At 40.9% G+C, this 13,034-nt stretch carries 10 protein-coding genes and 1 riboswitch; of the genes, 1 reads left to right on the top strand and 9 read right to left on the bottom strand.

Annotation, left to right across the window (positions count from 1 at the left end):
- Positions 1 to 49: 49 nt before the first annotated feature.
- The 9 genes from D2V08_RS00420 to metK form a co-directional block, all read right to left on the bottom strand.
- Positions 50 to 1,297, bottom strand: coding sequence for a sulfate adenylyltransferase subunit 1 (locus D2V08_RS00420; RefSeq protein ID WP_119606182.1), 1,248 nt, complete (start codon positions 1,295 to 1,297; stop codon positions 50 to 52).
- Between the two features lie 47 nt (positions 1,298 to 1,344).
- Positions 1,345 to 2,253 (bottom strand): sulfate adenylyltransferase subunit CysD, encoded by a 909-nt coding sequence (gene cysD, locus D2V08_RS00415; RefSeq protein WP_262696686.1) that lies wholly within the window; start codon positions 2,251 to 2,253, stop codon positions 1,345 to 1,347.
- A 94-nt stretch (positions 2,254 to 2,347) separates the two neighbouring features.
- Complete coding sequence (locus D2V08_RS00410; RefSeq protein WP_119606180.1) at positions 2,348 to 2,971, bottom strand: phosphoadenosine phosphosulfate reductase domain-containing protein; 624 nt, start codon at positions 2,969 to 2,971, stop codon at positions 2,348 to 2,350.
- An 11-nt stretch (positions 2,972 to 2,982) separates the two neighbouring features.
- Positions 2,983 to 3,246 (bottom strand): DUF2061 domain-containing protein, encoded by a 264-nt coding sequence (locus tag D2V08_RS00405; RefSeq protein WP_119606179.1) that lies wholly within the window; start codon positions 3,244 to 3,246, stop codon positions 2,983 to 2,985.
- Between the two features lie 180 nt (positions 3,247 to 3,426).
- Positions 3,427 to 3,834: an RrF2 family transcriptional regulator gene (locus tag D2V08_RS00400; protein WP_119606178.1), complete on the bottom strand. Its 408-nt coding sequence runs from the start codon at positions 3,832 to 3,834 to the stop codon at positions 3,427 to 3,429.
- Between the two features lie 56 nt (positions 3,835 to 3,890).
- Positions 3,891 to 5,063, bottom strand: coding sequence for a trans-sulfuration enzyme family protein (locus D2V08_RS00395; protein WP_119606177.1), 1,173 nt, complete (start codon positions 5,061 to 5,063; stop codon positions 3,891 to 3,893).
- Positions 5,060 to 8,443 (bottom strand): bifunctional aspartate kinase/homoserine dehydrogenase I, encoded by a 3,384-nt coding sequence (gene thrA / locus D2V08_RS00390; RefSeq protein WP_119606176.1) that lies wholly within the window; start codon positions 8,441 to 8,443, stop codon positions 5,060 to 5,062. The genes D2V08_RS00395 and thrA overlap by 4 nt, the downstream gene beginning before the upstream one ends.
- A gap of 83 nt (positions 8,444 to 8,526) precedes the next feature.
- A riboswitch (SAM riboswitch) is annotated at positions 8,527 to 8,630 on the bottom strand.
- 109 nt (positions 8,631 to 8,739) lie between these two features.
- Positions 8,740 to 10,674, bottom strand: coding sequence for a CocE/NonD family hydrolase (locus D2V08_RS00385; RefSeq protein WP_119606175.1), 1,935 nt, complete (start codon positions 10,672 to 10,674; stop codon positions 8,740 to 8,742).
- A gap of 105 nt (positions 10,675 to 10,779) precedes the next feature.
- Positions 10,780 to 12,033, bottom strand: coding sequence for a methionine adenosyltransferase (gene metK / locus D2V08_RS00380; protein ID WP_119606174.1), 1,254 nt, complete (start codon positions 12,031 to 12,033; stop codon positions 10,780 to 10,782).
- Positions 12,034 to 12,357: 324 nt separating this feature from the next.
- On the opposite strand from metK, the gene D2V08_RS00375 reads away from it, so the two are divergent.
- Entirely contained in the window at positions 12,358 to 12,975 is a 618-nt protein-coding gene (locus D2V08_RS00375) for a deoxynucleoside kinase (RefSeq protein ID WP_119606285.1), read from the top strand.
- Positions 12,976 to 13,034: the final 59 nt, after the last annotated feature.

Here is a 13,034-nt window from a genome sequence, read left to right as displayed (position 1 = left end):
ATAGAGTTAATACAAATAAACTCCCTTTCTTTCCGCCGAAGCAGAAAAACTATTCAATAAATCCTACGCCTGCTGTTGTGTTGGTTCGACTGTCGATTATAATGAAAGAACCATTGGTACGGTGGTCCTTGAACCTATCATAAAAAATAGGTTTGTTCAGCCTTAAGTGCACTTTGGCAATGTCGTTCATTTGAAGTGAGGTTACATTCTCCTCAATTCCCGAATAATCCGGATTAATTTTATGCTCGATGGCATCCACCTTTGCCAACACCTTATTTACTCCATGTTGAAGCACGTATTTTCCCCCTGGAGTAAAGTTATCGCTATCCATCCATGATACGGTTGCGGTCAATTGTTTGTCCATGGTTGGCAAGTCATCAACTTTCACCAACATATCTCCCCTACTTACATTTACCTCGTCTTCCAAAGTAATTGTTACTGAAGATCTTCTTGGTGCTGTTTGATATTCTTTATTGTAAAAATAAATGTCTTTGATTTTGGATCGGGTCATAGAGGGTAGTACTACTACTTCATCACCCACACTAAGCTCTCCACCATATACTTTCCCAGCAAACCCACGAAAATCGTGAAAATCTTCAGTCTTTGGACGGATTACATACTGAACGGGAAAACGCGGAGTCCCTGTATTGTAAACATCTTTTTGATCTAATTCCTCTAAATGCTCCAATAAGGTTTGCCCTTTGTACCAAGGCGTATGTTCGGAACGATTTACCACGTTGTCACCTTTTAAAGCACTAACAGGAATAAAGGTTATGTTTTGATCTTGATAATCTCTTTTTTCCATCAATTCCTCGAAATCGGTTTTGATGTTGTTGTACATTTCTTCAGAGAAATCCACCAAGTCCATTTTATTGATGGCCACAATCACATCTTTTACCCTCAAGAGGTTATTGATGAAAAAATGACGGTGCGTTTGCTCAATCACTCCTTTTCTAGCATCTATCAAAATAATGGATGCTTGCGATGTTGATGCTCCTGTAACCATGTTTCGAGTATACTCTACATGACCAGGGGTATCAGCAATAATGTAACTTTTAGTCGGTGTGGAAAAGTATATATGGGCCACGTCAATGGTGATACCCTGCTCTCTTTCAGCCACTAATCCATCGGTTGCCAACGAAAAATCAAGATAATCGTATCCTTTTTGTTTACTGGTTCTTTCAATGGCCTCCAATTTATCGTCGGTCATTGATTTTGTATCGTACAGTAATCTTCCGATCAAGGTACTTTTGCCGTCGTCTACACTACCTGCTGTTGCTATTTTTAAAACTTCCAATGCTTTATTTTTTAGATTTCCACTTTCGTGGAAATTACTTTTGATTTTTAGAAATATCCTTGCTGTTTACGTTTTTCCATGGCTGCTTCGGAACGTTTGTCATCAATCCGTGCGCCTCTTTCCGAAATTCTGGAATCCCTAATTTCCGCCACTACTTTATCAATGGTATCGGCGTATGACTCTACTGCTGCCGTGCAGCTCATATCTCCCACAGTTCTAAAACGAACCATTCTTTCTTCTACTTGCTCATCATCTGCCCTAAACACTACGTCATCTTCCGCAGACCAAATCAATCCATCCCTGAGGAAGGTGTCTCGTTTGTGCGCGAAATAAATGGAAGGAATTTCTATACCTTCCTTTTGGATATAACTCCAAACATCCAATTCGGTCCAGTTGCTGATTGGGAACACCCTTACGTTTTGACCTATTTCAATTTCACCGTTTAGCATATCGAACAATTCTGGACGTTGATTCTTTTCGTCCCATTGTCCAAAATCGTCACGCACGGAAAAAATACGTTCCTTGGCTCTTGCTTTTTCTTCATCTCTGCGGGCTCCACCGATACAGGCATCGAACTTAAATTCCTCAATGGCATCCAATAAAGTTGTGGTCTGCAACATATTTCTACTGGCGTATTTTCCTGTTTCTTCTACAACTTTTCCCTCATTGATGGAATCCTGAACATTTCGCACAATCAACTCTACACCAAGCTCCTCAACCAACCTATCCCTAAACTCGATTGTTTCTGGGAAGTTATGACCAGTGTCGATATGCATTAATGGGAATGGTATCTTGGCCGGCCAAAATGCCTTTTGAGCCAAACGTACCAAGGTGATGGAATCCTTGCCTCCGGAAAATAACAGGACAGGTTTTTCAAATTGTGCTGCCACTTCGCGCATGATGTAAATCGCTTCGTGTTCCAGAGCATTCGCACTAGGTCTTTCAACGTCGTTCAAGGTCTCTGGTTTTTTAATTTCTTCTGTGAGTGTACTCAAAGTTTTATTTTGTTTTTACCTCTCGCTGATGCTCAAGGTGATCATTCATATTTTATTAGGTATGCAAACCACATTCCCGGTTTGCCAATACTTTAGTTGGGTCGAAATATTTATGTTCGTTGGGTAATTCCTGTTCTTTCAAATAAGCATCCAATTGGGTATCGATCCAATGGTAGAACGGACTTACTTTTAACACTCCGTCCTTGCTCAAACTCAAAACATCCAATGAATCCCTATGTGCTGTTTGCCCTTTACGAAGGTTAGTAAACCAAACATCGGGTTTGTGCTCTTCCATCGCCCTGCGGAATGGCTCCAACTTTACTTGCTCCGTGAACTCTTTGTGCAATGGATTGTCAATATCTGGAATACCCATAACCGCATCACGATGAGCGGATGTCTGCTTTGGAACGTATAGTTTTATGTTAAGCCCTAAACGAGTTATCAACTCCTCGGCATGCTTGTACGTTTGCGGAGTATTGTAACCCGTATCGCACCAAATCACGGGAATTTTATTATCCACTCCAGTGACAGCATGAAGAATGGCCACCTCATAAGGCCTAAAATTGGTAGTAACCACGGATTTTTTGCCATGACCAATGGCCCATGAGATAATTTCTTCTGGTGGTATTCCCTTAAACTGGCGATTCAAATTCTGTATTTCTTCTTGAGTCAATGCCATTGTCCTATATTTTATTTACCCCATTTAATGGAGTTCCATATTCTTTCGTGAAAAAAGTAAAGTACCATCTTGGTGACCAACTCAACCAATCCAATTGAAAAAGCCAAACTTAGTGTTCCTGTTACAAGCCATGATATTAAAATGGTATCCAATGTTCCTACAACCCTCCAACTTACAGACTTAGCAATGCTTCTTTTAGGACTTTCAGAAGTACTGTCTTTGGTATAAGTACTTTTCTCCTTCTCGTTCTTTATAATCAGCTGATCGGTAACCATTTTCACTTAAATTAATTATCCTATAGGATTAGTAGGAATTTCAAAAGTAAAATTTATTTTTAAAAGAAAAAGTAAAACATGACTTAATATTACTTTTGTCCGATAGTTTTAGTAGATTATGTAAAAAGGATACCGGATTTTTAAAAAATCTTACTGGATAAGCTTCAATTTTAAGGAACGCTACAGTAAATCTGCCAATGTGTTATTTCTGTAGACATCTAGAGCGCTATCTCTTACCTGAAGCATTAATTTGTGCACGGAACATTCTTCCTCATTAGGACAATCATCGCACTTTTCGTAGAAATTAAGGCTAACGCAGGGCACCATGGCAATAGGTCCTTCCAAAACGCGCATTACGGTGGTCATCAAAATATCTTCCGGCTCCTTGATAAGGTAATAGCCTCCCCCTTTTCCTTTTTTGGACCCTAACAATCCGTTTCTTCGAAGGGTGAGCAAAATACTTTCCAGAAACTTTTGGGAAATATTCTCGTGCTTGGCTATTTCCGCAATTTGAATGGGTTCCCTATCCTTTACTTTGGCAAGAAATGTAAGTGCCTTTAATCCGTATTTTGTCTTCTTTGAGAGCATCACACGAATATAGGGAAAATTAACAATCTACCCCCTAAAAATAGCCTTCCATAGCATTAACCCAGCGCCTGTTTTATATCCGCAATAATGTCATCGATATGCTCCAATCCAACAGAAACCCGAACCATACCATTGGAAATCCCTACAGCCTCCCGTTCTTCTGTTGTCAACTTACTATGTGTAGTAGATGCAGGATGCGTTACAATACTTCTAGCATCTCCCAAATTGGCGGATAAGGACAGTAACTGAATACTATCGAAGAATTCTCTGCCCGCTTCCAGACCTCCTTTTACTTGAAATGCCACAACACATCCACCAGCTTTCATTTGTTTTTTGGCAATTTCATGCTTTGGGTGCGATTTCAAAAATGGATATTTGACCCATTCAATTTTATCATGACTTTCTAAATAGGTTGCCAATTTTAAGGCGTTTTCACAATGTCTATCCACTCTAATCGCCAAAGTTTCTAGGCTTCGGGACAACACCCATGCATTAAAAGGAGACAAAGCAGGTCCTGTAATTCGGGAAAAACGATATACTTTATCCATCAAGTCACCACTACCTACCGTGATTCCAGCCAAGACTCTTCCCTGTCCGTCCATCAACTTAGTACCAGAGTGAATGACTAAATCCGCTCCAAATTTTATGGGTTGTTGTAAATATGGCGTCGCAAAACAATTGTCTACAATAAAAATGAGGTTGTGTTTTTTGGCAATCTTGCCCAACACTTCCAAGTCCAGCACATCTACCCCTGGGTTGGTAGGCGTTTCAGCATAAAGTATTTTGGTATTGGGTTGAATCAACCCTTCAATTGTTGATAAATCGTTGGCATCAAAATAGCTTGTGCCAATGTTCCATTTGGGAAAAAATTGCGTAAACAAGGTATGGGTAGACCCAAAAATACTCTTGGATGATATCACATGGTCTCCAGCATCCAATAAAGCTGCCAAGGTGGAAAAAACTGCTGCCATACCCGAAGCATAGGCAAAACCATTCTCGGCACCTTCCATCTTGCACACTTTTTCAATAAGTTCGTTCGAATTGGGATTGGAATACCGCGAATAAATATTGCGTTGCTTTTCCTCCGCAAAAGAGGCACGCATGTCCTCCGCGTCTTCAAAAACAAAGCTCGATGTCATATAAATGGGGCTGGAATGCTCCAAATTTTGACTGCGCTCCATTTGGGTTCTTATTGCTTCTGTTTCGAATTTTTTGCCCTTATTGCTCATATCTTTTCTGCTATTCTTAAAATGTCACCAAATACTCCTCTTGCCGTAACGGCGGCTCCGGCGCCAGCTCCTTGAATCACCAAAGGGTGCTCTCCGTAGGATTCCGTGTAAATCTCTATTATGGAATCGGAACCTTTCACCTGCCCCAAGGCACTTTCTTTGGGTACGGAAACCAATTTCACATCCAAAACTCCTTTGTCTTGCTGTAAATCTCCATGTAAATCTCCAACATAGCGCAAAACATAACCTTGTTTCTGGTCCTCCTTAATTTTCCTATAAATGTCATCCATCTCTCCGATGCGACCCATAAATTTCTCAAAATCCAAGGTTTGAAGCTCCTCAGGAATCAGGTTTTGTACATCAATATCGGAAAACTCGTTTTGAAGGTCCAGCTCCCTAGCCAAAATCAACAATTTCCTTCCCACATCATTACCAGACAAATCCTCCCTTGGGTCAGGCTCGGTAAACCCACTTTCCATCGCCTCCTTCACAATCTCCGAAAAGGAAACATCTTTCTCTGAAAAGGTATTGAAAATATAGCTCAACGACCCAGAGAACACCCCTTTGATTCGGGTAATGTTCTCCCCTGATAAATGTAATAACTTAATGGTATCTATCAGCGGAAGCCCTGCCCCCACATTGGTTTCGTAGAGGTATTGCTTTTGATTTTTATCTAAACACTTCCGTACCGATTTATATTTCTCAAAACTAAGTGTGTTTGCAATTTTGTTTGATGAAACCAAATCAAATCCATGCTCAATCAATGATTCGTATTGCTCCACAAATGTTTTGCTCGCCGTATTGTCTACAGCAATCAGATTTTCTAAATGATGTTGCTTGGCGAAGGCAGTAATATCTTCAATTTGATAGGGCTGTCCCTCTTTTTCCAAACGTTTTTTCCAATCTGCGCCAACACCAGAAGCATCCAAAAGCACTTTTCTTGAATTTGCCACGGCAAACACTTTTAAATCTATGCTTTTTCGCTCTGCAATACTTTTATCAGAATCCAAGATCTGACTTATCAAAGTGCCTCCCACATTACCATGTCCGAACAAGGCCAAATTGATTTTCTTTGCAATTCCAAAAATTTGCCCATGTATCACATTGATAGCCTTGTGCAAATCGGATTTCTTCACCACCATACTCACATTCTTGCCTGTAACCGTGTTATTGAACAGTAAGGGCGTGATTTGGTTTTTAGCCAGGGCATTGAACGGTCTATGGAAGCTGCTTAAATCCATTCCCACAATGGAAATAACCGAAACATCCTTTACCACCGAAATCTGGTTAATGTCCTGGGAAGAGTAATCCGTCTCAAATTCTTGGTCAAGCACTTTTTTGGCCTTGTCCGCTTGGGATTCATCCACAACCAAACCAATACCACGCTCGGAAGAACCTTGGGAAACAATACCCACACTAATTCCATTTTGGCCTAAAGCTCTAAAAATCCGCATGTCAACTCCAACTTTACCAAGCAGACCCCTACCCTCTAAATTAATAAGGGCCATATTGTCCAACACCGAAAGGGATTTAATTCCTCCATTACCGCTTTTTGGACCAATTAAAGTTCCCTCGCTATCATCATTGAACGTATTAGAGATACGCAACGGGATATTTTTCTCAATCAATGGAATTATGGTCTTCGCATGAAGAATGTTGGCACCAAAATTCGCCAATTCGTTGGCCTCACTATACGATATTACATCGATTACCTTCGCATCTTGCACCAAGTCCGGGTTTGCGGTAAAGATACCGTCCACATGTGTGTAATTGATTAGTTCGCCTGCATCCAAGAAATTGGCCAGCAAAGCCGCCGAATAGTTGGTACCGTTTCTTCCTAATGTCGTGGTAACCCCTTCCTTATTGGAGGCAATAAAACCAGTAACCACAGGAATAGTTCCTGATTCCAGATTATGGAAATAACGTATCACATTTTCTTTGGAAAGTCCCTCGTCTACCTCTGCATTGCTAAAACTATCATCTGTTTTAATAAGTTGACGAGAGTCGAGTAATGTTGCCTTGATTCCTTTTGCATTTAAGGCGGCAGTCACATATTTACCAGAGATCAATTCACCATAGGACAACACTTCATCCTTGGTTTTGAGACTGTAATCCCCTGTTAGGGAAACCCCATTCAATATTTTTTCAATGGCAGCCAATTCATCATCAATGGCAACACGTTCAACATTGTTTTTCTGATAATCTGCAAACTTTTTCAAATCAGTCTGAAAATCAGCTCCCTTGGCAGCTTTTTCCAACAAGTTTTCCAGTTGGTCCGTGGCCTTACCCCGGGCGGAAACTACAACTGCGAAGTGCTCTTTATCTTCATATCTTTTGTTGATGATATTCAAAACGCGTTGGATGCCTTCACCGTTGGCCAAGGACTTTCCACCAAATTTTAAGATTTTGATTCGCTCCGTGTTCGTCTGGAAAACGGTCTCCAACAATTTTTCCAGCTGCTCAAACTCCATCAAAAAGGCATCGTGACCGTGTACCGATTGCACCTCACCATAAGTGACATTGGTATTGGCCTGAGCCAATCTTTTAAAAGTTTCTTTGTTCTCTTCCGCCGTAAAAAACAAATCAGAATTAACCCCAATAATATGGATTTTGGTATCACTTTCCTGTAAAGCCTTGAAAGCCTCTTCCCCATTACGGGTGATATCTATGGACTTCAACAGTTGGTTCATCAATTTATAGGCGGACAGCTGAAAACGTTCCTGCAGCTTTTTACCGTGATGCATTAACCAAGATTCCACATTAAAAACCTGTAGTTCTTCGTTGGTGCTTCTTTTAAATCTTTCTTTGAAGGATTCTGGCGTGCGGTAACACAACATGGCATGCATACGGGCATCGTGCACGGGTTGTTTGGAATTTACCAAAAACTGCTCTTGAATCTGACAGTTGGCAATCAGCCAATCCGTGGATTTCCAATCAGATGCCACGGGAATCAAATGCTCTGTGATATTTGGGTTTAGGGCTGTCATTTCCCAAGCTATGCCACCTCCCAACGAGCCACCGATAATGGTGAAAAGTTTATCAATCTTTAATTGCTCCAATCCCCAGAGGAACATTCTCGCGATATCTCCAGCTACAAAATCCTTATAGTTTTCAATAATGAAACCATCAAAACCATTGCCAGGAATATTAAAAGATAAAATGGTATACTTCTCGGTATCGATACATTTTCCGTCACCAATCAAATCGGACCACCACCCATCTTTTCCAGCAACATTGGAATTCCCCGTGAGCGCGTGGTTCACCAAAATAATGGGCGCCGTATGCAACGGTTTCCCAAAAACTTGATAGGACAATTTCAAGTCCTGAACGGACCCGCTCAACGTTTTAAAATCTGATATGGCCAAATGCCTTAAATCCATATAAACGACTATAGACCCTCAAAAGGGTCAAAAATTAATAAATAGTAAAGGTTATAAGAAAGAAGGGGCAGAAACCACCTGTGATGTTATCTATTCCCAAAGGGATAGAATGTAGCACCTTCTTGACTAGGGTCAAGGGTTGCTAAGGCTTCAACGGGTCTATTCCCTCCACCTTTCTTGATAACTAACAATACGTGTTTGAACTTCGTGGAACAAATATACTGATGGAAAAATTGATTTTCCTAATCTTTTGGAAAATTTTCATCAAACAACCTTGCCCCACGAACTTCTATTTTCTATTTCGACACCGTAAACTCAATATTGGAATCGGTAAAAACAGTATGCGTTTGTGTTTTGAAATCATCTTCATCCGCCTTAAAGATATTCTCCACATATGTCTGCGGGTTCAAATCGATAAGCGGGAACCAGGTACTCTGCACCTGAATTTGCAATTTGTGTCCTTTTTTAATGGTATGGAACACATCCTGAAGCTTGATGTTCACATCGGTCTTTTGATTTGGCGTGAATGGCTCTGGCTCGGAAAAACTGTTCCTAAAACGTCCACGGAGCACTTCACTCCTTACCATTAAATGGTAGTTGCTCATTTTAAGGTGGTCTTGCATTTCCTCGTTGGTCTCCGTTTCCGGAGGGTGAACATCAATTACCTTTACGATCCAATCCGCTGCAGTTCCCGTTGTGGCCACTTTTAGGTTTGCCATAATGTCTCCAGCCAAGGTAAAATCCTCGTCCATCACATCGGTTTCGAATACCAAAACATCGGAACGTCTGGCAGCGAAACGCTGATCATCTGTCATATATTTTCTCGGTGTGAAAACTGTCTTCACATCTTCGGAATATGGAACAGGTTTTTTTACATTGCTGATAAATTGAATTCCCGTGGTTTCTTTTTGCTCGGAAGTGAGTTCTTGGTCATCGGATAAATACATGGTTTGTTTGGTCGCATTTTCTGGCGGCCAAGTTCCATACTGCTTCCATTCTTTTTTTCCTGTGTCGAATACAAAAGCTTCTGGCAATCCTGAATCCATATCGCCTTCTCCTTTTAGGAAATGATTGAAGAATTTGGTTTCGATTTTTTCTTGAAAAAATAAGGAAATGGAATCCCCAAAATAGTAGTTGCCCACTACATTTCTTTCCCTGTCTCTAGCCCAACCTCCATGATCCCAAGGACCAAATACCATGGTATTGTAATTACCATCGTTATACTTTTCAATGTTTTTGTAGGTTTCAAGAGGTCCTGAAAGATCTTCGGCATCAAACCAACCTCCTACAATCATAGTGGCCACATTACTTTTCACATTTTTAAGATGTTGTATCAACCCTCTACTTTGCCACATGGCGTCATAATTAGGGTGTTCTTTCAATTCGTTCCAAAAGAAATCATCCGTTACACCTTCGGGACGCATGGTGGGAGTATCTGCAGTTTCGTATTCAAAAAAGTAATCCAAATTTTTGAGGGGCCCTGCATCCAAAAAGAATTGATATTGGTCCTCCGTAGGTAATTTTGGCAATGTGTACCATGCCGTATCAATAGGTTGGTCACCATTGGGTCTTGGCGTTCCAAAAAGCGACGTAGCTCTAAAATAACTTAACAAATAAGCACCGTTATGGTGAAAATCATCAAAAAAGAAATCCCCGATACAAGCTTGTGGTGAAGAGGCCTTTAGCGCGGGATGCGCATCCACCGTTGCGTAGGTGGCATAAAACCCTGGATAGGATATTCCCCAAACCCCTACATTTCCGTTATTGTTCTCTACATTGTTCACTAACCATTCAATGGTATCGTAAGTATCAGAACTTTCATCCACTTGGTCATCGGAGGTTTTATTGGGAATATAAGCCCTCATATTTTCATAATGCCCTTCGCTAAGCCATCTTCCCCGCACATCTTGATAAACAATAATATTACCTTCTTTCATCAAGTGCTCATTAGGACCTATTTTAGTTCTGAAATTATCTTCTCCATAAGGTCTTGAACTATAAGGAGTCCGTTGCATAATGATAGGGTACTCTTTGGAAGTATCCTTCGGGGAGTAAATGGTGGTATGCAGTTTTATCCCATCCCGCATTTCAATGTCGACTTCCTTCTTAGTGTAATTGTCGGCGACATAGGTGTCAACCTCCTGGACCTCGGTCTTGGTTGTTTTTTTACAACTGACGGTCACCGTCAACATTAAAATACTCAGAAACAGAATTCTAACGGAACTTCTCATATGTACTCTTTTTGATAGGCTAAAGCTACTAAAGTTAACGGGAGTATGCCAATAAAAAAGGAGCCCTATCGAAGCCCCTTTTCATCTTTATTTTATAAATAATGGTTATAAACCAAAAGTCTCTTTCACCTTATCCACCATATCCAGTTTTTCCCATGTGAACAACTCCACTTCTTTTTCGATTCTACCGTTGTAAGGAGATTCAAAAACCTTGGTCACGGTTCTAGGTTCTTTGCCCAAATGACCATAAGCAGCGGTCTCCAAATAAATCGGGTTACGTAATTTTAAGCGTTCTTCAATGGCAAAAGGTCGCATATCGAAAAGTTCCGATGCCTTTTTGGCAATCTCTCCATCGGTCATGTCAACATTGGAAGAACTATAGGTGTCCACAAAAATGGATGTGGGCTCCACCACTCCGATAGCATAGCTTACCTGTACCAAAATCTCACCGGCAACACCGGCAGCCACCAAATTCTTGGCCATGTGGCGCGCCGCATAGGCCGCACTTCGGTCCACTTTGCTCGGGTCTTTTCCACTAAAAGCACCACCTCCGTGGGCTCCTTTTCCTCCGTAGGTATCCACAATAATCTTTCTTCCCGTAAGGCCAGCATCACCGTGAGGACCTCCGATCACAAACTTCCCCGTTGGGTTGATGTGATATTTTATATCGTCCGTAAATAATTTTTGAATGCTCTCAGGCAACAACTTCTTTACTTCTGGAATCAAGATATTGATGATATCATCTTTGATTTTGGCCAACATGGTATCATCGGCATCAAATTCATCGTGTTGGGTAGAAACTACAATTGTCTCTATCCGTTGCGGAATATTATCATCGGAATATTCAATGGTCACCTGTGCCTTTGCATCAGGACGTAAATATGGAATTCGGATTCCCTCTCTTCTTAAATGGGCCAGAACCTCTAAAATCTTGTGAGAGATATCCAACGCCAAAGGCATATAGTTATCGGTCTCCGTGGTGGCATAGCCGAACATCATCCCTTGGTCACCTGCACCTTGTTCCTCCTTGGTACCGCGGTCAACTCCTTGATTGATGTCCTGTGATTGTTCGTGAATCAATGAAATTACCCCACAGGAATCCCCACTAAATTTATACTCTCCTTTGGTATACCCAATTTTATTGATAACCTCGCGGGCTATACTTTGCAGGTCAACATAGGTATGACTTTTCACTTCTCCAGCCAAAACTACCTGGCCAGTGGTCACTAAAGTTTCGCAGGCCACTTTACTCTCTGGGTCAAAGGCCAAAAAATTATCCAACAATGCATCACTAATCTGATCCGCAATCTTATCTGGGTGCCCCTCACTAACGGATTCTGATGTAAATAAATACGCCATTTCTCTTATTTAAAATGAAGATTTGACAAAAGTGCGAAGAAGTCCCAAACCCTTATTGAAGAGATATCAGCAGAAGCTGACAAGAACTGCTTTAGCATTTTTCGTATACCCTTTAAAGGTAACCGAGGTTGCAATCAGTCAAATCTTTCCTCGTTTTTGAAGTGCAAAAATACGTATTTGGAACATATTTTAAAACTTTGTTTTCCCCTAATATAAGATGGGGTATTTAAACCAGTTTTTTTTCTTCAAGAGGATATACTTTGTATATTGCGACGATTAGAAATTCTCTGGTTACCATACACCAACTTAAAACAATCACACCCCATGCATATTGCTGTAGCAGGAAATATTGGCGCTGGAAAAACGACTTTAACAAACTTACTTGCAAAACATTATAAATGGGATGCCCATTTTGAGGATGTGGTGGACAATCCATACCTCGACGATTTTTACACTCAAATGGAACGATGGAGCTTTAACCTTCAAATTTACTTTTTGAACAGCAGGTACCGTCAAATCCTGAAAATTAGGGAAAGTGGGAAGAGTGTAATACAGGATCGGACCATTTACGAGGATGCCCATATTTTTGCGCCCAACCTCCATGCCATGGGGTTGATGACCAACCGTGATTTTGAAAATTACAAAGGGCTTTTTGAGTTGATGGAAACTTTGGTGCAACCGCCCGATTTGATGATTTATCTACGTAGCTCCATCCCCAACTTGGTAAGCCAGATTCATAAACGTGGACGTGATTATGAAAACTCCATTTCCATTGATTATCTCAGCCGTTTGAACGAACGTTATGAAGCTTGGGTAAACACCTACGAAAAGGGCAAGTTGCTCATTTTTGATGTGGACAATCTAGATTTTGTGGACAACCCAGAGGATTTAGGCGAAGTGATCAACCGTATAGACGGGGAGATTCACGGGTTATTTGAGTAGGAGCTCTTTTACTCGACTGCTTTTCCCGATTCTTCTTTACAGACAAAATATTAGGTATC

This window comes from Flagellimonas lutimaris (genome assembly GCF_003581615.1).
Lineage (GTDB): Bacteria > Bacteroidota > Bacteroidia > Flavobacteriales > Flavobacteriaceae > Flagellimonas > Flagellimonas lutimaris.
This window is presented reverse-complemented; position numbering and strand designations above follow the sequence as displayed.